Annotated in this window: 15 protein-coding genes and 1 tRNA gene; 3 read left to right on the top strand and 13 right to left on the bottom strand. The window is 68.4% G+C overall.

Going from position 1 to position 23418, the window contains the following annotated elements:
* The first annotated feature begins 11 nt into the window (after window positions 1-11).
* A complete protein-coding gene (gene galA, locus FHY04_RS05070; RefSeq protein WP_183935649.1) occupies window positions 12-2933 on the top strand; it encodes a beta-galactosidase GalA in 2922 nt (973 codons plus the stop codon).
* A 61-nt stretch (window positions 2934-2994) separates the two neighbouring features.
* Here the strand turns inward: galA and nagE are convergent, their stop codons facing one another.
* The 6 genes from nagE to FHY04_RS05040 all read right to left on the bottom strand — a co-directional run bounded on the left by nagE (window position 2995) and on the right by FHY04_RS05040 (window position 11350).
* Window positions 2995-4728, bottom strand: a complete 1734-nt coding sequence (nagE, locus tag FHY04_RS05065; RefSeq protein ID WP_183935648.1) for an N-acetylglucosamine-specific PTS transporter subunit IIBC — start codon at window positions 4726-4728, stop codon at window positions 2995-2997.
* Window positions 4725-7226 carry a phosphoenolpyruvate--protein phosphotransferase gene (gene ptsP, locus FHY04_RS05060; RefSeq protein WP_183935646.1) on the bottom strand — a complete coding sequence of 834 codons (2502 nt, stop codon included), beginning with the start codon at window positions 7224-7226 and terminating at the stop codon, window positions 4725-4727. Before ptsP ends, nagE begins: the two co-directional genes overlap by 4 nt.
* Window positions 7227-7269: 43 nt before the next feature.
* Window positions 7270-8412 (bottom strand): N-acetylglucosamine-6-phosphate deacetylase, encoded by a 1143-nt coding sequence (gene nagA, locus FHY04_RS05055; protein WP_183935645.1) that lies wholly within the window; start codon window positions 8410-8412, stop codon window positions 7270-7272.
* Window positions 8409-9479 carry an SIS domain-containing protein gene (locus FHY04_RS05050; protein WP_183935644.1) on the bottom strand — a complete coding sequence of 357 codons (1071 nt, stop codon included), beginning with the start codon at window positions 9477-9479 and terminating at the stop codon, window positions 8409-8411. Before FHY04_RS05050 ends, nagA begins: the two co-directional genes overlap by 4 nt.
* A gap of 85 nt (window positions 9480-9564) precedes the next feature.
* Window positions 9565-10332 (bottom strand): copper homeostasis protein CutC, encoded by a 768-nt coding sequence (locus tag FHY04_RS05045; RefSeq protein ID WP_244651607.1) that lies wholly within the window; start codon window positions 10330-10332, stop codon window positions 9565-9567.
* A gap of 4 nt (window positions 10333-10336) precedes the next feature.
* A complete protein-coding gene (locus FHY04_RS05040) occupies window positions 10337-11350 on the bottom strand; it encodes a N(4)-(beta-N-acetylglucosaminyl)-L-asparaginase (RefSeq protein ID WP_183935643.1) in 1014 nt (337 codons plus the stop codon).
* 203 nt (window positions 11351-11553) lie between these two features.
* Between FHY04_RS05040 and FHY04_RS05035 the strand changes: the two genes are divergently transcribed.
* Window positions 11554-14622: a TonB-dependent receptor domain-containing protein gene (locus FHY04_RS05035; protein WP_183935641.1), complete on the top strand. Its 3069-nt coding sequence runs from the start codon at window positions 11554-11556 to the stop codon at window positions 14620-14622.
* A 154-nt stretch (window positions 14623-14776) separates the two neighbouring features.
* Window positions 14777-14861 (top strand) — tRNA-Leu (locus FHY04_RS05030).
* A 53-nt stretch (window positions 14862-14914) separates the two neighbouring features.
* Here the strand turns inward: FHY04_RS05030 and FHY04_RS05025 are convergent.
* From FHY04_RS05025 to FHY04_RS04995, 7 genes are all read right to left on the bottom strand, one after another.
* Window positions 14915-15946, bottom strand: coding sequence for a sulfate/molybdate ABC transporter ATP-binding protein (locus FHY04_RS05025; RefSeq protein ID WP_260171328.1), 1032 nt, complete (start codon window positions 15944-15946; stop codon window positions 14915-14917).
* Window positions 15943-16782 (bottom strand): sulfate ABC transporter permease subunit CysW, encoded by an 840-nt coding sequence (gene cysW, locus FHY04_RS05020; protein WP_183935639.1) that lies wholly within the window; start codon window positions 16780-16782, stop codon window positions 15943-15945. The genes FHY04_RS05025 and cysW overlap by 4 nt, the downstream gene beginning before the upstream one ends.
* On the bottom strand, window positions 16779-17645 hold the full coding sequence (cysT, locus tag FHY04_RS05015; RefSeq protein WP_056408686.1) for a sulfate ABC transporter permease subunit CysT: 867 nt from the start codon (window positions 17643-17645) through the stop codon (window positions 16779-16781). The genes cysW and cysT overlap by 4 nt, the downstream gene beginning before the upstream one ends.
* A gap of 30 nt (window positions 17646-17675) precedes the next feature.
* Window positions 17676-18701, bottom strand: coding sequence for a sulfate ABC transporter substrate-binding protein (locus tag FHY04_RS05010; protein WP_183935638.1), 1026 nt, complete (start codon window positions 18699-18701; stop codon window positions 17676-17678).
* Window positions 18702-18797: 96 nt separating this feature from the next.
* Window positions 18798-19856 carry a lipocalin-like domain-containing protein gene (locus FHY04_RS05005; RefSeq protein WP_183935636.1) on the bottom strand — a complete coding sequence of 353 codons (1059 nt, stop codon included), beginning with the start codon at window positions 19854-19856 and terminating at the stop codon, window positions 18798-18800.
* Complete coding sequence (locus FHY04_RS05000) at window positions 19856-22366, bottom strand: FtsX-like permease family protein (protein WP_183935635.1); 2511 nt, start codon at window positions 22364-22366, stop codon at window positions 19856-19858. The genes FHY04_RS05005 and FHY04_RS05000 overlap by 1 nt, the downstream gene beginning before the upstream one ends.
* Window positions 22363-23040 (bottom strand): ABC transporter ATP-binding protein, encoded by a 678-nt coding sequence (locus tag FHY04_RS04995; RefSeq protein WP_183935633.1) that lies wholly within the window; start codon window positions 23038-23040, stop codon window positions 22363-22365. Before FHY04_RS04995 ends, FHY04_RS05000 begins: the two co-directional genes overlap by 4 nt.
* Window positions 23041-23418 lie beyond the last annotated feature (378 nt).

Raw genomic sequence — 23418 nt, 5'->3', positions numbered from 1 at the left:
GAAAGACTGCCATGAACCGACGCCAGCTCCTCATCGGCACGGCGGGCGCCGGTGTCGGCGTCGTCGTCCGCCCGACCGACGCCTTTGCCGCTGCCGGGGCTGGCCCGGGTCGGCAGGCAGGCGAGGCCGGCGCATTGCCGATGCCCGCGCCGTCGCGGACGCTGCCGCCTGCGATGCATGTTCAGGACCTGTCCTGCACCCGGATCGAACGCGGCTGGGTGTTTCATGAAGGCGATGTCGCGACGCCCGCGCCCGAGGGGCATAATGCGACCTATCTGAGCGTGAAGGCGGGCAACGCGCTTGGCGCCGCGGCGATGGCGTTCGACGATTCGGACTGGGCGCCGGTCCGGTTGCCGCACGACTGGGCGTCCGCGCAGCCGTTCGAGCGCGACGCGAATATATCGCAGGGCTATCGCCGGCGCGGGATCGGCTGGTACCGGCGGACGTTGCGGCTGGAGGCGGACGATCGTGGCAAGACGATCGCGCTGCGGTTCGACGGGATCGCGAGCAACGCGACGATCTGGGTCAATGGCAGCGTCGTCGCGCACAACTGGTCCGCCTATAACAGCGTCGAGATCGACCTGACCCCGTTTGCGCGGTTCGGCGACGATCTGAACATGATCGTCGTGCGCGTCGACGCCACCGCGATGGAAGGCTGGTGGTATGAAGGCGCCGGCCTGTACCGGCATGTATGGCTGATCCGGCGCGCGCCGGTCGCGATCGTCACCGACGGCGTGCACTGCGATCCGCGCCGCGACCCGGCGGGGGGCTGGCACGTGCCGGTCGCGGTGACGATCGGCAGCATCGCGCGGGCTGCGGTCGGCGTGACGATCGAGACGATCCTGCTCGGCCCGGACGGCAAACCGGTCGCGACGGCGCGCGCGGCGGCGACCGTCGCGCCGCTCGATCCGGTGGTGACGACGCTGATGATGCCGGTGACGGCGCCCCGCTTGTGGTCGATCGAGACCCCGACGCTTTACACCGTTCTCACGCGTGTGATGCGCGACGGCAGCGTCATCGACGAGCGGCGGACACGCGTGGGGTTCCGGACGATCCGCTTCGATGCGGACCGGGGCTTCTTCCTGAACGCTCGACCGGTGAAGTTGAAGGGCGTGTGCCTGCATCAGGATCATGCGGGTGTCGGCACCGCGATCCCCGACGCGGTGGTCCGCTGGCGGCTCGAACGGCTGAAGGCGATGGGGTGCAACGCGATCCGCTGTTCGCACAATGCCCCGGCGGCCGAGCTGCTCGACCTGTGCGACGAGATGGGGTTCGTCGTGATGGACGAAAACCGCCAGTTCAATCCCGCGCCCGACTATATGGCGCAGCTCGAATGGATGGTGCGGCGCGATCGCAACCATCCGAGTGTGATCCTGTGGTCGGTATTCAACGAGGAGCCGATGCAGGGGACGGAGGCCGGCGTCGAGATGCTCCGGCGGATGGTCCATGCGACGCACGCGCTCGACGACAGCCGGCCGGTGACCGCGGCGATGAACGGTGCCTTTTTTGATCCCGTCAACGTCTCGAGCGAAATCGATGTGACGGGGTTCAATTACTATCAGGGCGATTATGATCGCTTTCACCAGCTCAACGCGACCAAGCCGATCACGAGCTCGGAGGATACGAGCGCCTATGAGACGCGTGGGGCCTTTGCCAGCGATCCGGCGCGGCATGTCCAGTCGTCCTATGACGTCGAGGCGGCGAGCTGGGGGGATACGCATCGCGGCACCTGGAAGAAGATCGCCGCGCGGCCGTTCGTCGCGGGCGGCTTCGTGTGGACGGGGTTCGATTATCACGGCGAGCCGACCCCGCACGAATGGCCGACGATCTCGAGCTTCTTCGGCATCCTCGACCTGTGCGGTTTTCCCAAGACCGCGTTCGACATCCACCGCGCGCACTGGGTAGACGCCGCGCCGGTGGTGAGCATCACCCCGCACTGGACCTGGCCGGGGCGGGAAGGCCAGCCGGTCACGCTGCTGGTGATGAGCAATGCCGAGCGCGTCGAGGTCCGGCTGAACGGCCGGGTCGTCGGCGAGGCGGCGGTCGACCGGATCATGGGGAATGAGTTCGTCGTCCCCTATGCGCCGGGGCGGATCGAGGTGATCGCGCGGCGCGGTGGCTCGCCGGTGGCACGCGCGGCGCACGAAACCGCCGGGCCGCCGGTCGCGCTGCGGCTGACGCCGGCGCGGACGGTGATGGCGGGTGATGGCGAAGATGCGCAGCCGGTGACGATCGATGCGGTCGATGCGGAAGGACGGCACGTGCCGACCGCCAACCTGCCGACGCGGTTCGCGGTCGAGGGGGCGGCGATCATCGGGATCGGCAATGGCGATCCGAACAGCCATGAGAGCGAGAAGGGCAATGCCCGATCGCTGTTCAACGGCCTTGCGCAGGTCATCGTCCAGGCGGGCGAGGGGCGGGGGCGGATCGTGATGACCGCGACCGCACCGGGCCTGAAGCCGGCGCGGCTGACGATCAATCGCGCGGGTCTTGCGCCGCCTGCGCAGGTCGCCGTGAAGCCCGCGACGATGGCGATCCGCGAGTGGCGGCGTTCGCCGGCGATGACGGCGCGGCCCGATCCGGCGCTGGCACCGGTCGATGGCGACAATAACAGCTGGGCGTTCGTGCGCAGCGGGACGCCGGTCGATCCGGAGCGTGCGGGCCGCTGGCGGATCTATCGCACGAAGGTCACGCCGTGGCGGCGGGTTGCGCAGGAGGGGGGCGTGATCCGCTTTGCAGCGATCGCCGGGCGTGCGGAGCTATGGGTCGACGGCACGCGGGTCGCGGTCAAGGGTGCCGCATCGGTCGGACCGTTCGAGGCGGCGGTGCCGCCGGGTGGCGGCGTGCGGACGATCGCGGTGCTGGTCGAGGCGGCGCCGGGCGTCGCGTCCGGGCTCGTCGGCGGCGTGACGCTGGAGCCGCGCGCAAGATAACAAGGGCGGTGCCGTGCCGCCCGACCCTCGGCCGATGCCGAAGGAACGGGCGGAATGGACGTCAGGCGGCGGTGTGGATCAGCGTCGCGAGCGTCGCGTCGGTCCCGAGCAGGTGCAACTGACCGGCAGCGGGGCGTGCGGTGGCGCGGAGCCCGAGCCGTGCGAGACGCGGTTCGTCGATCGCCGCAGCGTCGGCCAATTCGATCCGCACCCGACCGGGGTGGCGGCTCGCGGTGACGATATTGTCGTTGCCTCCGAGTGCGGCAACGGCCGCGTCCGAAAGCCGCACCGCGGTGGTGTCGTGCACTACCGCGGCGGTCGCGACGGGCGCAGCGCGGGCGACAACTGCAGGACCGCCCAGGGCGAGCGCATCGCGGATCTCGACCGCGACCACATCTGCAATCGGGCCGAGCACGACCTGCAGCGCGGCGTTCGATGGGCGCAGGATTCCGCGCGCGCCGAGCGCCTTGAGAGCGGCGTCGTCGACCGCGGACTGATCGACGACGATCAGACGCAGCCGCGTGGTGCAGGCGCTGACCGTGGTCAGGTTCGCACCGCCGCCGAGCGCCTGCGCGAATGCCGCACCACGGCCGCCCGCGACGGGGGCCGCGGCGACAACGCTCGCCTCTGCTTCCCGGCCCGGGGTGGCGAGGTCGAACTTGCGGATGAAGAAGCGGAACAGCCCGTAATACAGCGCGAAATAGACCGCACCGACGGGGAGCAGCAGCAGCGGCCGTGTCGCCTTGCCATAGTTAAGGACATAATCGAGCAGTCCCGCCGAGAAGCCGAAGCCGAGTTTCACGCCCAGCGCGTTCATCAACGCCATTGACAGGCCGGTCAGCACCGCATGGACCGCATAGAGAAGCGGTGCGAGGAACATGAAGCTGAACTCGATCGGCTCGGTCACGCCGGTCAGCGCGGAGGTCAGCGCGAGGCTGAACAGCATGCCGCCGACCGCCTTGCGTCGCTCGGGAAGCGCTGCGTGGTACATGGCGAGACAGGCGGCGGGGAGGCCGAACATCATGACCGGGAAGAACCCGGCCATGAACGCGCCGGCATCGGGATCGCCTGCGAAGAAGCGCCGCAGATCGCCGGTCGTGCCGTGATAATCGCCTGCGACGAACCAGACGATGTTGTTGACCAGATGATGCAGGCCGGTGACGAGCAGCAGCCGGTTGAACAGGCCGAAGAGGAACAGGCCGATCGCACCGCTGCCGCTGACCGCTAGGCTGAGCTGATCGACGCCCGCGTTCAGGATACCGAAGCCCGCGCCGAAGATGACCGCGAAAACCAGCCCGGCAACGCCGCTGATGATCGGAACGAACCGACGTCCGCCGAAAAAGGCGAGATATTCCGGCAATTTGATCGCCGAATACCGGTTATAGAGCAACCCGCCGGCGAGCCCGGACAGGATCCCGATCGGCACGTCGAGCCGCGCGATCGCCTTGGCCTTCCAGGCTGCGGCGACAATCTCGAGCGTCGGGGTCGCTATCCCCGCGACGACGTCGGCGGGGACGGATAGGAACACCTTGCCCGCTTCGGTCGCGACGAGGAAGCACACGACACCCGCCAGACAGGCCGCCCCGTTTCCGTCGCGGGCGAACCCGGTCGCGACACCGATCGCGAACAACAGACCCAGATGCGAGAAGATCGCGTCACCCGCCGCGCTTAGGAACGCGATGTCGAGCAGGTCGGGCTGGCCGAGACGCAGCAACAGGCCGGCGATCGGCAGCACCGCGATCGGCAGCATGAGCGCCCTGCCGAGCGGCTGCAGGGCTTCGAGTATCGACTTCATGCGGCAAACTCCCGGGCGAGCGTTCGGACTTGGGCAGCGGAGGTGCAGGCGAGACACGCGGTCGCGTGCGCGCGGCACGCCTCCATGCCGAGCGTGGCGACCAGCGCCTTGATCTCCGGAATGATCGCCGGTGCGCAGGAAAGTTCGGTGACGCCGAGGCCGATCAGGATCGGCACGGCAAGCGGTTCGGAGGCCAGCCCCCCGCAGACGCCGGTCCAGCGCCCATGGACCGCGCCACCCTTGCAGGTCTGCGCGATAAGGCGGAGGACGGCGGGGTGGAGCCCGTCGATACCCGACGCAACCGCCGGATTTCCGCGGTCCATCGCCAGCGTATATTGGGTCAGATCATTGGTGCCGACCGACAGGAAGTCGGCTTCGCTGGCGATCAGGTCCGCGGTCACCGCAGCGGCGGGGGTCTCGATCATGACGCCGACCGGGACGCGATCGGGCAGGTCGAGCTCGGCGGCGATCCGGTCGACAGCCGCGCGGACTGCGCGCAGCTCGTCGAGGCTGGCGATCATCGGCACCATGATCCGGCATTGACCCGTGGGACGGACCGACAGGATCGCGCGGACCTGATCCTCGAGCATCTGCGGATAGGCGAGCCCGACGCGGATGCCGCGCAGGCCCAGCGCAGGATTTTCCTCGGCATCCATCGGCAGATAGGAGGCCGGCTTGTCGCCGCCGATATCGAGCAGCCGGACGATCAGCGGGCGACCGTCGAGCGCGTCGGCGATCGACTGGTAATCGGCGGTCTGCTCGGCGACGCTTGGTGCGGATTCGCGTTCGAGGAACAGGAATTCGGTGCGGAGAAGGCCGGAGCCCTCCGCCCCGTTGTCGCGCGCGAGACGGGCATCGCCGATCGATCCGAGATTGGCAAAGGCCTCGATCCGCGTCCCGTCGGCCATGCGGCAAAGCTCGCCGGCGCGGGCGAGCATGTCGGCTCGGCGCATCTCGGCCTGGGCAAGCCGGACCTGCGCGGCGACGAGCGTGTCCGCGTCGGGATCGACGCGCATGAGCCCTTCGCTCGCCTCGAGGATGACGGGCGTGCCGTCCGCCAGCGGGGCAAGCGCGGAGCCGACCGCGACCAAAGCGGGCAGGCCGATCGTCGCGGCGAGGATGGCGACATGCGACGTCGGCCCACCGCGCGCGACGCACAGGCCGATGACCATCGCGCGGTCGAGCGCCAGAATGTCGGATGGCAGCAGGTCGTCGGCGAGCAGGATCGTCTCAGGCGGAAAGACCGGGACGGTCGTCTCGACGCCTTCGAGGACCGCCAGCAGCTGGCGTTCGAGGTCGAGCATGTCGTCCGCGCGCTCGGCGAGCCGTGCATCGGAGCCGGCACGCAACGCGTCGGCAAGCGGACGGATCGTGGCGCGCCAGGCGTGGCCCGCGCTTTTGCCCGCGGCGATCTGCGCCTGCGTCCCGTCGCGGAGCACGGGATCGTCGAGCATCGCCGCATGCGCCTCGATGATCGCCTTCTGCGCGCCCGCGCTATTGCGGGTCTGCGCGGCGAGTCGCGCGGCGAGCGTCGTGATCGCGCTCGCGAACCGCTCATTCTCGACGGCGATGCCCTGGCCCTGTTCGGGGACCGCGATCTCGGCATGGCGGAACCAGCGCGCCTTGCCGACCGCGAGGCCCGGTGCAGCGGTCACGCCGAGCAGTGCGCCGTCGATCGCCGCACGCGCCGGGCTGGCTGCTGCCGGGGCCGGGGCGGGTGCCGGAGCGGCCTCGTCCATGCCGCTGAGGATCAAAGCCGCGATCGCGTCGAGCGCGTCGGCGGCGTCGGGGCCTCGCGCACCCAGCGTGATCGGGTCGTTGTACCGCACCCCGAGCGCGAGCAGCCCGATCGGGCTGAGGATGCTGGACGTGTTCGCGTCGCGCGTGACCGTGACGTCGGCGGTATAACGTTTCGCGAGCGCCCCGAGCCGCGCGGCGGGGCGCGCGTGGATCCCGTGCGCAAGTGGCACGGTGATCGTCCGCGTCAGGATGTCACCCGCGTCCGCGCCACCTGCGGCTGCGTCGGGCCGGATGTCGGCAATCGGTTCGATCGTCATCAGCGGGTCGCCGAGCGCGACCTGCCGGTCGGTCATGCACTGCGTGATGGCGAATCGGTCGGGGTTGACGACGATGATCGGCGTGACGACGGCACGCGCTTCGCGTACGAGCAGGTCGAGATCGAAGCGGATCAGCGGCGCACCCGTGACGATCCTGTCGCCGACCGCGACGCAGGGCGAGAAGCCCCGACCACCGAGCGCGACGGTATCGAGCCCGATATGGATCAGGATCTCCGCGCCTTCCGCGGTGCGTAGCGTGATCGCATGGCCGCTGTCGAGCAGCGTCAGCACGGTCGCGTCACAGGGCGCGTAGAGCCCGTCGCCGGTCGGATCGATCGCGACGCCGTCCCCCAGCATGCGGTCGGCGAAGACCGCGTCGGGGACCTGATCGATGGGCAGCGCCCAACCCTGCATCGGCGCGCTCAGGAGGATGGGAGCCATGGGATCGTCCTTGGTGCCGTAAGGGGGGTAAAGCGGGGCGCGGTCAGGCGGACGGAACGCCGCCGAACCAGGTGCCCCGGGGGTGGAGATCGTGCGTCAGCCGCACCCAGTCGGCGCGCTGCCCGGGGGCAAGCGCCCCGCGCGTGTCCGACAGGCCGAGAAACGCGGCCGGATAGGTCGACGCCATCGCCGCGGCCACCTCGGGTGCGAGGTCGAGCCGCGCGACCGCATTGCGGACCGCACCGGTCATGTCGAGGTCCGACCCTGCCAGCGTCCCGTCCGCGCCGACGCAGCGGCCATCCTCGACACGGATCGGCCGCCCCTGGATCGTGAAGGACTTGTCCGCCGCGCCGACACACGGCATCGCGTCGGAGACGAGCATGAACCGGTCATGCGGGCGGCTGCGCAATGCGATCCGCAACGCGGCGTCATCGACGTGAAAGCCGTCGACGATGATCCCGCAATAGACCGACTGGTCGTCGAGCGCTGCGCCGACCACGCCGGGTGCGCGGTGGATCAGCGGCGACATCGCGTTGAACAGATGCGTGACGCCGGTGATGCCCGCAGCGATGCCCGCGGCGGCGGTTGCATAGCTCGCATCGCTGTGACCGATGCTGACGAGTACTCCGGCGGCGGTGAGCGCGGCGACCTGATCGGCGGTGACGCGTTCGGGCGCGAGCGTCAGCATGACTCGGCCGCGACGGGGACGCGTCATCAATTCCATCAGATCGTCGTCGAGATCCTGGAAGCGCGACGCATCATGGATGCCCTTGCGGGCCGCACTGATGACCGGGCCCTCGACATGAATGCCGACCACGCCCGGCACGTCGGCGTCGATCGCTTCGTCGACCGCATCGAGCGCACGCGCGATCACGTCGGGCGTGTCGCTGATCAGCGTCACCATGAACGCGGTCGTACCGTAACGGGCATGCGCCGCACCGATGGCGGCGATCCCCTCGACCGTGGTGGCATCGTTGAACAACACGCCGCCGCCGCCATTGACCTGCGTGTCGACGAAGCCGGGCATGATCCAGCCCCCGTCGAGGTCGATCGTCTCCGCCACGGTGTCCGCGACGGGCGCCGCGTCGAGGCTGACGATCCGGCCGTCTTCGACGACCATCGTCGCGTCGGTGAGGACAGCGGCCGGCGTGACGATATGGCCGTTGGAAAACCGGAAAGTCGTCATAGCGTGCGCGTGACCTTGGCAAGATGCGAGGGCGCGTCGGGATCGAACCCGCGCGCCACGGAAAGGGCGTTGACGAGCTTGTAGAAGCTCTGGATCATCAGGACCGGCTCGATCGCCGGATGCGCGGTGAGCGCGGGCAGCGTCGCGTCGCCGGCCTGCGCGTCGCGTGCGGCATCGGCCAGCAAGACGCAGGCGCCGCGCCCCGCAAATTCGGCCGCGGCGTCGCGCACGCCGTCGCCGGCCGCGTCGGAGGTCGCGAGCGCGAGCAGGGGAAAACCGTCCTCGACGAGCTGCATCGGGCCGTGGCGCACCTCGGCCGAGCTGAAGCTTTCGGCATGAAGCGCGCAGGTTTCCTTCATCTTCAGCGCCGCCTCATTGGCGATGCCGAAGCCCGGGCCGCGCGCGATGACGAAGAGGTTGGTAGCAGTGCGCAACGGCGCGATCGCGCTGGACCAGTCGAGCGCCCAGGCACGCTCCAGGTCGGCGGGAAGTGCCGCCACCGCGTCGCGCAATGCATCGTCGTCGGCCCATTCCGCGGTGAGTGCCGCCAGTGCCGCGAGCGCGCAAATATAGGATTTGGTCGCAGCGACGGAGCGCTCGGGGCCAGCCTTGAGCGCGATCAGCGTGTCGGCGGCAGCGGCGAGCGGCGACGTCTCGTCATTGACCAGCGCGACGACATGCGCGCCGCCTGCCTTCATCGAGGCGACCGTCGCGAGCAGATCAGGGCTGCGGCCGCTTTGCGAGATGGCGATGCACAGCGTCGTCTGCGCGGAAAGCTCTGCGTCGTACAGCGACACGACCGAGGGGGCGGCGGCCGCGACCGGGATGCCGGTCTTCGTCCAGATCAGGTATTTGCCGTAAACCGCAGCGTGATCGGACGATCCGCGCGCGCAGGTCACGACCACCGCGGGCGGTGCGGCCCGCAGCTTTGCGCCGAGCGTCGCGAAGGCGTCGGCATTGGCCGCGAGCAGCCGGGCAACCGCGGCGCCCGATTCCGCCGCTTCGCTGAACATCAGCGTGGCTTCCGGGTCGCGTGCCGCCAAGGGGGCGGGGGGGGCGTTGGTCATGACAGCTCGCTCTCAGGATCTTGCACGGTGACCGTATGGCGGCCTTCGTCGTTGGATTACGCCAAGCGTAAGTTATAGACTGGTCTTATTCAAGCGTGTGTTTCTGCGTAAGCATATGTGACAGCTGGCGGATGCGGTCCGTACTGGTCGCGGTGCGGTTCGGCGCGGCGAAACCGAATCGCACGTCCACCGGATCGGCACCGCCGGCGATCGGCTGACGGCACGAGGCGTGGACTTCGGTGATGCCGGTGCGCAGCAGCGCGGGCAGTGATTGCGGGGACACGCCGCTGCCCGCGAGGATGATGATGCGTCCGGCGGCTCGGCGATGCAGGTCGGCAACTGTCTCGACCCCGTCGATTGCTTTGGGCGTCCCGCCCGAGGTGAGGACCCGGTCGAAGCCGAGTTCGATTGCGGTGTCGAGGGCGGCGCCAAGATCGGAACACACGTCGAAGGCGCGGTGCAGCGTCAGCGAAAGCGGCCTGCCGCGTTCGCTGCCGAGCGTCCGTGCGTGCGCGATCAGCATGGCCAAGGTTGTCGCGTCGAGGCGGTGGTCGGCCAGGGTTGCGCCGATCACGACGCCCGCGAGCCCGGCGTGCGCAGCGGTGACGATATCGTCGGCGATCAACGCGATTTCGCGCGGGGTGTAGGCGAAACCGCCCTCGCGCGGGCGTACGAGCAGGTGCGCGGGGAGGGGCGCCTGCGCCGCCGCGCGGATCAGCGACGCAGGCGGCGTCAAGCCACCGACCGCGAGTGCGGCGCACAGCTCGATCCGGTCGGCGCCGCCCTCCACCGCGGCATCGATGCCGTCGAGATCCTCGACACAGACTTCGAGCGTCATGGCGTCGCGCATCATGCGGTCAGCTCGCGAACAAGGCGCGCGCTTTCAGCACCGTGGTGCTGCCGCGCGCGTCGGTGACGGCGTAGGTAAAGCCCGGCAACAGGCAGAAGGCCCCGACCGCGCCCTTTGTATCGAGCGCGAGGAAACCGACCTGCACCCCGCGTATCGCGTCGCCGCGCAGTCGCGCGATATGGCGGACCACCTCTTCGCAGGCCTGTTGCGGCGACGCGCCCGCGCGCATCGATGCGACGACGCGCGCCGACCCTGCGACACGCGTAACCTCCTCGCCCAGCCCGGTCGAGGTCGCGCCGCCGACGCCGGCCTCGACATAGAGTCCCGATCCGACCTGCGGCGAATCGCCGACCCGGCCGCGCATCTTGAACGCCATGCCCGATGTGGTGCAGGCGCCGGCCATCCGCCCCGTCGGATCGCGCATCAGCAGCCCGATCGTGTCATGGTCGAGCGCGCCACCGGGCGTCCGCGTGATGCGGTTCTCACTATTGGCTTCGGGGCGATAATCCGCGGTCTTCAGCCAGTCGCGCCACGCCTTTTCCGCCTCGGGCGTCAGCAACGACTGTTGCTTAAAGCCTTGGTCACGCGCGAACCGCGTCGCGCCTTCGCCGACGAGCATGGTGTGCGGTGTCCGCTCCATCACCCGCCGCGCGACGGAGATCGCGTGCATCGTGTTCTCGAGCGCTGCGACTGCGCCGACGCCACCCGCATCATCCATGATGACCGCATCGAGCGTGACATGGCCATCGCGGTCGGGATAGCCCGAATAGCCGACGCTGTGATTGTCCGGATCGGCTTCGGGGACCATCGCACCGGCCTCGACCGAGTCGATCAGCGATCCGCCGGCGCGTCTGCGGGCAAAAGCCGCGGCATTGGCAGCAGCACCGAAATCCCAGGTCGACACGATCACCGCGGGCGCAGGGCCGCCGGTTGCGGCGCGCGCGCGGGCGATCGGCGCAACAAAGGGCAGGGCCGCTCCAATACCACCAAACGCGGTCAGCAACGATCGTCTCGTCTTCATCAGCAGCCCCCTGTTGTCACCCTGGCGCCCAGTCGTATCGCAAGTCACGGCGGTCGACCAGTCGTATGGCCATTTTACAACATCCGGTCCGAAACGTTACACAGTGGTCTTACTAAGGTATTGACTGAGACCCGATTATGACCAAAACCTTACGAAGGAGACGGGGGCAGGCGACAACGCTGGCCCAAACAAGGGTTTTTAGTATGAACGTGCGTAATTCGGCGTCTTATATGGCGCTTGCGGGGGCACTGATGGTGTCCGCGACCCCGGCGATTGGACAGGTCACGCCGGCACAGGCCGAGGCTACTACGCCCGCGGAGGCCAAGGTCGAGGCGGACGCGGCGACCGCGACCAGCGCCGTCGACGCGCCGCCCGCCGAAGACCGCGCTGGCGGGGGCGACATCGTCGTGACCGGATCGCGCATCCAGCGTCCGAACATGACCTCCGCCGCACCGATCACCTCGGTCACCTCGCAGGACATCCGCGCCCAGGCTGCGGTCAATGTCGAGGACGTCCTCAACCGCTTGCTGCAGGTCGCGCCCGACAGCCAGCAGACCTATAATGATTCGGACGGCCGGCAGCGGATCAAGCTGCGCAGCCTCGGGTTCGAGCGGACGCTCGTGCTGATCGACGGCAAGCGCCTTGGCACGCAGAACGGCCAGGACGTGGGCATCATCCCGCCGTCGTTGCTCGAGCGCGTCGACGTCCTCACCGGTGGTGCGTCGTCGGTCTACGGGTCCGATGCGGTCGCCGGCGTCGTCAACTTCGTCCTGAAGAAGGATTTCGAAGGCATCCAGCTCGACGGCAACTATAATTTCTACAACCACAACAACAAGGACACGGTAGTCTCGTCGCTGGCACGCGCAGCTGGCTTCAACAGCCCGCGCGGCCTGACCAACGATGGCGGCCGCGCCGACGTCACGCTGACCGCGGGCAAGAAGTTCTTCGACGGTGCGCTGCGGATCAACGGCTTTGTCAACTACAAGCATACCGACGAGGTCCTGCTGTCCGAGCGGTCGAACTCGGGCTGCTACCTCACGCAGACGAGCCTCAACGCGCCGATCTCGTGCGGCCTGACGCCGAGCAGCTCGACCAGCGGCCTGATTTCGCCACTGGACAGCAAGGGCGTCGCGACGGGGCAGTATGTCAACAACCCCAATGGCACGCGCACCTTCGTGCCGTTCGGCACCGGCGCGGGCAATGCGTCGAACTATTTCAGCAACTACGCCTATCAGCGCCCGTCCGAGCGCGTGAACGCGGGTGGCTTCGTCAGCCTCGACGTTGCGCCGGACGCCGAAGTCTATGCATCGGGCATCTGGTTCCGCGACAAGTCGTACAACAACTACCCGGCGATCGCGGGCGGCAACGTCCAGGTGAACTGCAACAATCCGTTCCTGTCGGCTTCGCAGGCCAGCACGATCTGCGGGGCGGCAGCGGGTACCGCGGCGTTTGCGCCGATCGACATCCGCTATCGTCTCGGCGAGGGCAACGATCAGCCGGACAGCTATCTGAACACCGGTCTGCGCCTGACCGGCGGCCTGCGCGGCAAGGCCGGCGATGCATGGACCTATGACATCGGCGGCGTCTATGCGCGCAACAAGCAGGACTACACGCCGAGCTTCGTCAACGCGGCCAATCTGCGGAAATCGCTGAACGTGGGCGGGACGCTCGCGGCACCGACCTGCGCAGGGACCACCGACGCCGCCTGCGTGCCGTTCGACGCGTTCAGCGCGGGCAACACCAATCCGGCGCTGATCGACTATCTCTACGACCGCGGCACGTCGACCACGATCGGTACGCTGTATGACGTGCAGGCGAACATCACCGGCGATCTCGGCAAGTACGGTGTCACCTCGCCATTCGCCGAGCAGGGCGTCGCAATCGCGCTCGGCACGGAATATCGCAAGGATACGCTGAAATCGACCGCCGACAGCGTCTACCGCGCCGGGCTTGGTGGCAATGACACCTATCTCAAGCAGGACGTCTGGGAGGCCAATATCGAGGTCCAGGCGCCGCTGATCGAGCACAAGCCGTTCGCGGAACTGCTGCAGGCCAATGGTGGCTATCGCGTTTCGAAGTACAGCAGCAATTCGAGCAGCTTCAACACGTGGAAGATCGAGGGCATCTACGCCCCGGTCAGCGACCTGACGTTCCGTGCATCGTTCAACAAGGCACAGCGCGCGCCAACCGTGACCGAGATCCGCCAGGCGACCAATGTCGATTTCGCCCGTGGCGGATCGGGCACGTTCAACGATTTCTGCGCACCGACCGTGACGACCAACGCCGCTGGCGGCGTGACCTATGGCACGCCGGTCGCCTCGCGCGAGGTCTGCCGCGCGACCGGCCTGTCCGACGCGCTGTACGGCAGCCCGACGCTGATCTGTCCGGGGGATGCATCGACGGGGGCGACCGGGTGTACGGTTCGCTCGGGCGGTTTCGAAGCCGATCCCGAAACGGCTTATACCCAGACCTATGGCCTGATCGTGAAGCCGCGCTTCGTGCCCGGGCTGGTCTTCTCGGTCGATCGCTACAAGATCAAGATCGACGACTCGCTCGGCTATAACGACTTCAGCTATTACACCGATGGCTGTCAGCGTTCGAACGGCGACGCGTTCTTCTGTCAGGGCATCGTCCGCAATCCTGGAACCGGCACGCTCTACTCGAACGCGGCGAGCAACCCGACGACCGGCTTCATCCGCCAGGGCACGACCAACTTCTACAAGTCGATCGCCCGCGGCTATGACTTCCAGGCGCAGTACACGCTCGATCTTGCCAGCGTCGGCAAGATCGACTGGAACTTCAACGGCTCGCTGACGACCTTTGCCGGTGGTCAGGACTCACCGGTCCAGCCGACCCGCAACTGTGCAGGCTATTACGGCAATGGCTGCGGTCAGTTGATCCCGAAATGGTCGCACGGCCTGCGCGCGACCTATACGACGGTCGACAAAGGGTTCAGCGCGTCGTTCAACTGGCGCTATGTCGGTTCGCTGACGAATGCGGACAATTCGGGTGATCCGGCGATCGGCGGCACGCCCGAGCGCGAGCGAACCAGCTATTTCCGCGTCTCGCCGAAGAGCTATTTCGATCTCGCGCTCAACTTCGCGATCGACAAGGCATTCTCGCTGCGCCTGATCGCGAACAACCTGCTCGACAAGAGCGCGCCGATCGTCCCCGATTCCTACAATGTTGCGCTGGCACGGACCAACACCATCCCGCAGCGCTACGACTCGCTTGGTCGCAACCTGGCGGTTGGTGCTACCGTCCGGTTCTGATCCCGTACCCCCACCTCAAGGCCCGCCGGAAACGGTGGGCCTTTTTTTATGCGCGCGTTCGGCGATGGAGAGGCGGGTTCGTGCTTGCGGGCGTGGATCGCATGGTCTAGCGAAACCGCCGCTGCCCGGGGCTTGAAGCCTGCAGGGCGGTCGTGCGGGTGTGGTGGAATTGGTAGACGCGCTGGACTCAAAATCCTGTTCCGAAAGGAGTGCCGGTTCGACCCCGGCCACCCGCACCACCTTTACTGTTTAAGAGCCCGGGCGACCCAAACCAGTCGGCCCGGCTCCACGGCTACGAAGCCGGAAAAATCTGAACATCGTCGAAGCGAAGCCCCGCACGAGCGCCACGCTCGGGCAAGGGACCGCTCGTGTCGATCTCGACGGCGATGTCGTCGACACGCGCCTCGACGCGCCACGTACCACCCCGCTTGTGCACGGCGCCGACGACGATTGGCAGTGCACCGGGCGTGTCATCTCCCAATAGCGCCTCGTGCGGGCGGAAGTGGAGTTCGGCCGGGCCGTTGGCGAGCGCCTTCGGAGAAACGTCGAGCGCCTGTCCGTGATGCAGGACGCGGCCATCGGCGACCGTCACCGGGATGCGGTTGGTCTCGCCGACGAATTCGGAGACGAACGGCGTGGCAGGCATGTCATAGACTTCGCGCGGGGTCCCGATCTGTTCGATGACACCGCGGTTCATGATGACGACGCGGTCGGCAAGCTCGAGCGCCTCCTCCTGATCATGCGTGACGAACACCGAGGTCAGGCCAAGCCGGTCGTGCAGCTCGCGCAGCCAGCGGCGCAGGTCCTTGCGGACCTTGGCATCGAGCGCGCCAAAGGGTTCGTCAAGTAGCAGCAGGCGGGGCTCGACCGCGAGCGCCCGTGCCAGTGCGACACGCTGGCGCTGACCGCCCGAGAGCTGTGCGGGATAGCGATGGCCCAGATCGGGCAGCTGGATCAGGTCGAGCAGCTCGGCGACGCGCGCGCGGATGTCTGCCTTGGCCGGACGATCGCGGCGGGCACGGACGGTCAGGCCGAACGCGATGTTGTCGGCGACCGTCATGTGACGGAACAGCGCATAGTTCTGGAACACGAAGCCGATCTGGCGTTCGGCCGCAGGCGTCCCGGTCATGTCGGCGCCGTCGAACAGGACACGGCCTTTATCGGGGAAGTCGAGCCCCGCGATCATGCGGAGCAGCGTCGTCTTGCCCGAGCCCGACGGCCCCAGCAGCGCGAGGAACTCGCCCGGACGCGCTTCCAGGCTGACGTCGTTCAGCGCGGCGAACTGGCCGAACCGCTTCGATACGGCGTCGATGACGATACTCAATGCGCACTCCTTGCCTGATGATAGCCGAACCGCCATTCGAGCAGGCTCTTCAGCACGAGCGTGACGAGCGCGAGCGACGCGAGCAGCGATGCCACCGCAAACGCGCCGACGAAGTCATATTCATTGTACAGGATCTCGACGTGGAGCGGCATGGTGTTGGTCAGGCCGCGGATATGACCCGACACCACCGAGACCGCGCCGAACTCGCCCATCGCGCGCGCGTTGCAGAGCAGCACGCCGTAGAGCAGGCCCCAGCGGATATTGGGCAGGGTGACGTGCCAGAAGGTCTGCCACCCCGACGCGCCGAGCGATACCGCTGCCTCTTCGTCGTCGCGACCCTGCTCGGCCATCAGCGGGATGATCTCGCGCGCGACGAACGGGAAGGTGACGAACACGGTGGCAAGCACGATGCCGGGCACCGCGAAGATGACCTTCCAGTTGTGCGCAATCAGCCACGGCCCGAACCAGCCCTGTGCGCCGAACATCAGCACGAAGATCAGGCCGGCGACCACGGGCGACACCGAGAAGGGCAGGTCGATGAGCGAGATGAGCAGGCTCTTGCCGCGGAAGTCGAACTTGGTGATCGCCCAGGACGCGACAACGCCGAACACGCAATTGAGTGGCACCGAGATCGCCGCGACCAGCAGGGTGAGCCGGATCGCCGCACGCGCATCGGGCTGGCCGATCGCGTCGACGAACATCGGCCAGCCCTTGGCAAAGGCCTGGACGAACACGACGACGAGCGGCAGCGCGAGGAAGAGTGCGAGGAAGAGGAGACCGATGCCGATCAGGATCCGCCGGGCGACGGGGCTTTCGCTGGACGCGGCGCGGGTCATTTCGCGCTCCGCTTCGCACGCCACGCCTGGAGCAGATTGACCAGCAGCAGCATCGAGAAGGAGGCGACCAGCATGACGCACGCGATCGCGGTCGCGCCGGGATAGTCGAACTGTTCGAGCTGGGTGACGATCAGCAACGGGGCGATCTCCGACTTGTACGGCATGTTGCCCGCGATGAAGATGACCGAGCCATATTCGCCGACGCCGCGCGCAAAGGCGAGCGCGAAGCCGGTCAGGAGCGCGGGTGCGATGGCGGGCAGGATGACCCGGCTGAACGTCTGCCACCGGGTTGCCCCGAGCGTCGCTGCGGCTTCCTCGACATCGGCGCCGAGATCGGCGAGCACGGGCTGGACCGAGCGCACGATGAACGGCAGGCCGATGAAGATGAGCGCGACGACGACGCCGAGCGGGGTGTAGGCGACGCGGATGCCAAGCGGTGCCAGCAGCGACCCGATCCAGCCGTTTTCGGCATAGAGCGACACCAGCGCGATGCCCGCGACCGCGGTCGGCAACGCAAAGGGCAGGTCGACCGCGGCGTCGACGAACTTCTTGCCCGGAAACTCATAGCGCGCAAGGATCCAGGCGATCAGCAGGCCGAACACCGCATTGACCGACGCGGCCAGCAGCGCGGTACCGAAGCTGAGCTTGTAGGCAGACAGCGCGCGCGCCGAGAGCCCGACCGCGACGAACCCGTCCCAGCCAAGCCCCGCCGCGCGCAGGAAGATCGTCGACAGCGGGATGAGCACGATCAGGCATAGCCAGACGATCGTCAGCCCCATCGTCAGTCCGAACCCGGGAATGACCGACCGTCGCGCGCGGCGAGCGCGGCCGGGCCTGGCGCCGAGGCGCGCGACGTCAGCCATTGGTGGGGATCCGGACGATCGCATTCCCGATCAGCGCTTCGGACCCGAATAGATCCGGTCGAACACGCCCCCGTCTGCAAAGAAGCGGGCCTGCGCGACCTTCCACCCGCCGAAATCGCGGATGGTGCGCATCTCGATCTTCGGGAACAGCGTCGCATAGCGCGCCAGCACCGCAGGATCGCGGGGGCGATAATAATTCTTGGCGACGATGTCTTGGCCCTCGGGCGTGTAGAGGAACCGGAGATAGGCCTCAGCGACCTTCTCGGTACCGTGCGCCTTGGCATTGGCGTCGACGACCGCGACCGATGGCTCGGCGAGCACCGAGATCGACGGCACGACGATGTCGAACTTGCCGGTGCCGAGTTCCTTCTCCGACAGGAATGCCTCGTTCTCCCAGGCGATCAGCACGTCGCCAAGTCCGCGCTCGACGAAGGTGGTGGTGGCGCCGCGTGCGCCCGAATCGAGGACCGGGACATGGCCGTAGAGCTGCGTGACATAGGCCTGCGCGGCGGCGTCGGATCCGCCCCCGGCCTTCTTCCCATAGGCCCAGGCCGCGAGGAAATTCCAGCGTGCACCGCCGCTGGTCTTCGGGTTGGGCGTGATCACCTGGACGCCGGGTTTGACCAGATCGCGCCAGTCGCGAATCTGCTTGGGATTGCCCTTGCGGACCAGGAACACGATCGTCGACGTATAGGGCGCGCTGTTGTCGGGCAGCCGCGTTTCCCAGTTGGCGGGCAGCAGCTTCGCACGCTCGGCAATCGCATCGACGTCATAGGCGAGCGCCAGCGTGACGACGTCGGCGCCCAGGCCGTCGATCACCGCCCGCGACTGCTTGCCCGATCCGCCATGGCTCATGTTGAACCGCACCGTTTGGCCGGTGTCCTGCTTCCACTTGGCCGCGAACGCGGTGTTCACCGCCTTGTAGAGTTCGCGGGTCGGATCGTAGCTGACGTTGAGCAACTCGACCGATCCGTCCTTGCCCGTGCTCGAGGGCGACGAGCAGCCCGCGACGATCGCAGCAAGCGCCAGGCCGATATGCGTGCGGTTCAGTCTCATCCAGTCCCTCCGGTTCGCGTAATCCCTATCGCGTCGGTAGTGGTGGGGAATAGCCGCAAAGCTTGGCCATGCCAAAGCCTGGGTATCCGGCAGGCGTCACATCTGCAGCGGATCGGCATAGCCGGTGAGCTCGAGATAGCCGCTGCCGCCCGCCGTGCGGACCGCACCTTCCCAATAGACCGGCATGCCGCTGCGCCGCGCGTCGAGCTCCTGATCGGCGAACAGCGGATCGAGGCGGAAGCGGCGGACGCCTTCGGGGAGGCGGACGGTGAGGCGTTGCGTCACGGGGTAGAGCGCCCCCGTGCGCGGCGAACGCCATTGCCGGAGCGGATCGAACCGGACGTCGGCGGGCGCGAACCGGACGACGCGGCCATCCGCGCGGCGCAGCGATCCCCCAGCCCAGAGCGGCTTGCCGTCGCGGCCACGTATGCGGAACGCCATCAGCGCCCCCCCGTCGTCGAGATTGAGCCCGGTCCAGTCCCAGCCGACCGCGCCGCCGCCCAGATAGTCGGACGACCATTCCCGGTCGAGCCACGCCTGTCCCGTGACGCGTTGCGTGCCGTGCCGCACCAGCTGCCCCGTTACCGCGAGGTGCGGGATCGAGTAGTAATAGCTCGCCTGTTCGGGCTTCGGGCCCTTCTGGCTGTAACCCGCCTTGCCCTGGAGCAGAGGCGGCTGGCGCGGTGTCAGCGTCAGCGTCAGCGCAAAATCGCCAGTGGTAACGGTGGTCGTGAACCGGCCATCGGGTCGCCTGCGGATATGCCAGTCCTTGAGCGTGACGTCGGTATCGCCGATGCGCGCCTGGGCCAGGCCGAATCCCGCCCGTGCCGCCCGCTCCCCGTGCAGCAGATGGCCGAGCTTCGGGTCGGAGAGGGCCGCATGCGCGAACAGGATCTGCTTGGGGGCGAAGCGGCTGGGATTCGCCGCGTCGGTGCCCGGGGTGGTCCGGAAGAAGGTGATCTGGAAGCCGAGGTCGCGGCCGTTCTGCGTCTTCAGCAGGCCGGTGACATACCACCATTCGGTGCGGAATGCCGGGTGTGCGCCGTGTTCGCGCGGAAAGGTGAAGGAGGCGCCGGGACGGACGACGGGATAGCCGGTCGCGGCCGGCGTCGCGGCGGTCAACGCCAGCGCTGCGAACGTAAACACTGGGCGCATCACCAGTCCTCCCTGACCATGCGGACCGCATCGGCGGCGATCGCGCGCCGGCCGGCAAGCACCGCGGTACCCGCCGCCGCAACGATCAGCGCAAGTGCTACTCCGCCGACGCTACCCCAGGGGATGCGCGTCGCCATCGTCCAGTTGAACGACTGCGGATTGATCACGTGGACGAGCACCTGTGCCATCACCCCGCCGAGCGTAATCCCGGCGATGCCACCGACGAGACCGAGCAACGCCCCCTCGGTCGCCAGCATCGCGACGATCTGCCGCTTTGCGACGCCGATATGGCGGAGCATCCCGAATTCGCGTGTGCGGGCGATCGTCTGCGCGGACATGGTCGCGGCGACGCCGGCCAGCCCGACAAGGATCGCGACCCCCTCGAGCAGATAGGTGACGGCGAAACTGCGATCGAAGAGTTCGAGGGCATAGCGGCGCAGGGTGGCCGGGCGCGCGATCGAGACGAGGCCGGCGAGCGCCGGGGGCGCCGCCGCGGTCAGCGCGCGCTCGACGGTGCGGGGATCCGCGTCGCGGGCAAGCGTGATGGCCGCCTCGGTCCGCGTGCGGTCGCCGGTGGCGCGCGTATAGTCGGTGTCGCGGACGATGATCGCGCCCTGCTGGCGGGCATAGTCGCGCCAGATCCCCGCGACGACGTACCGGCCGGCGATCGGCAGCACGACGCTGTCGCCGACCGACCAGCCATACAGCCGCGCGGCGGGCTCCGAGATCCAGATCGGCGCGGTGCCGGCGGGGCGGGCGCGTCCGCTTTCGAGCAGCACGAGGCTCGGGTCGGGGCCATCGGTAACAACCGGGCGCGCGATCAACGAGACGGGCGGCCGGTCCGGCGCGAGCGTCAGCGGGATCTGCCGGCTATACGCGATCGCTGCGATACCGGGTACGGCGCGCAACCGGGCCTGCGCCGCGGGATCGAGCCCGGTGCCACCCTCGACCCGGAGATAGAGATCGTCCGAGAGGACCTGACCCAGCCATTCGTCGACCGCGCCGCGAAAGCTGGTGACCATCACCGCCATCGCGATCACCAGCGCGGTGCTCGCGACGATCCCGCACAGCGCGGTGGCGGCCTGGGCGGGGGCACCGTGGAGGTGGCGGATCGCGAGGTCGACGGGGACGGACCGCCCGGCACCGCGGCTGAGCGGTGCGAGCAGCGTGCGCGCGAGCCAGGGCATGCCGGCGATGCCGCCTGCGAGAATCAGCGCCATGCTCGCAAACCCGAACAGGGGCAGGCCGCCGATCGCGGGGAGCAGCGCCGCGCCACCGCCGAGCAGCATCAGGATGGCGGCGGGGCGGACGGGCATGGGAGTCCGGGGGTCGATCACGTCGCCGGCGTTGCGTAGCGCCGCGGCGGGGGCGGCACGCGCCGCGATCCGCGCCGGCAGGACGCTGCCCGCGACCGCAGCCAGCAGGCCGAGCGCGAAGAATCCGATCGCGGCGGCGGGCGCGAAGGCCAGCCGGACGCAGCCATCGGCGAAATAGCCTGCGCCAAGGTCCGCGCCGAACCGGGCGAGCGCGGCATAGGCCAGCGCATAGCCGAGCAGCAGACCGAGCGCGGCGCCGATCACGCCGATCGCCAGCCCCTCCAGCGCGACGGTCGCGACGATCCCGTTGCGCGGCAGGCCGAGCGTGCGGACGAGCGCAAAGGCCCGCAACCGGCGTGCTACCGATAGCGACTGCGCGGAAAAGACGAGGAACCCGCCGGTCAGCAATGCGACCAGCGCGAGCATGTCGAGATTGACGCGGTACGCGCGTGACAGCGCGTCGCTGCGCGTCGCATCGCTAGCGTCGCTGCCGATCGTCGCATCGCGCGGGAGGATGGTGGCGAGGCGTGGAGGGGCGGCGCCGTTCTGCTGTTTCACGTCGATCCGGTCGAGGCGGCCGAGCCGGTCGAAGAGCCACTGCGCCGCGGCGACGTCGATCACGCCGATCGCCTCGCCCTCGGCCACGCCCGGCAACCGGCCTGCGACGCGCATCGTGGCGGTTCGTCCGTTCGCGGTGACGACGAGTATCGCGCCGGGACGGGCATTCACGTTGCGCATCGCCGCGGCGGACAGATAGAGCGCCGCGTCGTCGAACGCCGCGTCGCCCCGGCGGTCGATGCCGGCGGGAGCGACGCCGACCAGCGACGGCGTGACCTGCGCCGCGCGGATCACGTCGAGGCCGAGCAGGGTGACTGGCCGTTTCCCGATCGTCGCGCGCAGGATGACGACCGGGCTCGCGTCCGCGACGCCGGCCGCGGTCGCGACCCTGGGATAGAGCGCCTCGTCGAAGCCGAGCGGGCTGGTCGCGTTGACCTGAAGGTCCGCGCTGCCCTTGACGGTGCGCAATGCGCCTTCGAACGACGACAGCGCCGATCCGTTGACGAGGTGGACCGCGAAGCCGAGTGCGACACCGATGGCGATCGCGATCGCGGTGAGGGCGAGCCGCGCGGGATGGGCGCGCCACTCGCCACCGATCATCCAGCCCAGCGCAAGCCGCGCCGACAGGATGCTCATCGCGCGTGTTCCAGCCCGCTTGCGGTCAGCGTCAGAACGTCGTCGGCGATCCCGGCGGCCGCCGCCGAATGGGTGACGATGATCGCGGCAACGCCCTGTTCGCGGACCGCGTCGGAAAACAGCGTCAGGATCTTCGCGGCGGTGTCGGGGTCGAGATTGCCCGTCGGTTCGTCGGCGAGGATCAGCGCGGGACGATGGACGAGCGCGCGCGCGATCGCGACGCGCTGCAGTTCGCCGCCCGACAGGTCGCGGGCATAGCCGTCGCCGCGGGTGCCGAGCCCGACCCGCGCGAGCATCGCCTGCGCCTGGTCCGCTATCGCGCGGCGGTCGGTGGACACCAGCGCGAGCGGAAGCGCGACGTTCTGGCGCAGGGTCAGATAGGGCAGGACGTGAAAGGCCTGGAACACGAACCCGATCCGCGTCGCGCGCAGCCGCGTCAGCGCGGCCTCGTCGAGCGTGTCGAGGATCGTGTCCTCGATCGCGACATGCCCCGCGTCTGGCGCGTCGAGCCCAGCGAGGATGTTGAGCAGCGTCGATTTGCCGACGCCGCTTTCGCCGACGATCGCGATAAGCTGGCCGGCACGCGCGGTCAGGTCGAGCCCGCCGAAGAGTTGGCGGCCGCCTGGGACCGACTTTTCGAGCGCGGTGACGCGGAGCAGGGCGCGGTCTTGCATGGGGGGCTCATGCCACGGCGCGCGGCCGGGGGACAGCGCGGCGGTGTTGCCATGGGTTGTCTTGGGGGCTGGTTTTTGTGGGGGTGTGGCTGCGAAGGGGTGAGCTTTGGGTTGGCCGATACCGCGTGCTCCCGCGGCGCCCTCAATAGCGCCTCCCCGGCGGAGGCCGGGGTCCAGTTGGAGAGGTGGGAATAACGAAAGGCGACGCCTGCCATAACCGTCCCCCAACTGGGCCCCGGCCTTCGCCGGGGAGGTGTCTTTCAGTAGGCATGCGCGTCTTTACTGACGTTGGAACAGGCCAGCGCCGCGACGAAGCCGCGGCGTCGGACGGGGATTTTGGCCCCGCCGGCCGGGCCTGACGCGGGTCCGCGCCGGAGC

The sequence above is a fragment of the Sphingomonas sp. BK481 genome (assembly GCF_014194875.1).
GTDB classification, from domain to species: Bacteria; Pseudomonadota; Alphaproteobacteria; order Sphingomonadales; family Sphingomonadaceae; genus Sphingomonas; species Sphingomonas aerolata.
The sequence above is the reverse complement of the archived record's forward strand: the minus strand, read 5'-3'. Positions and strand labels throughout refer to the sequence as shown.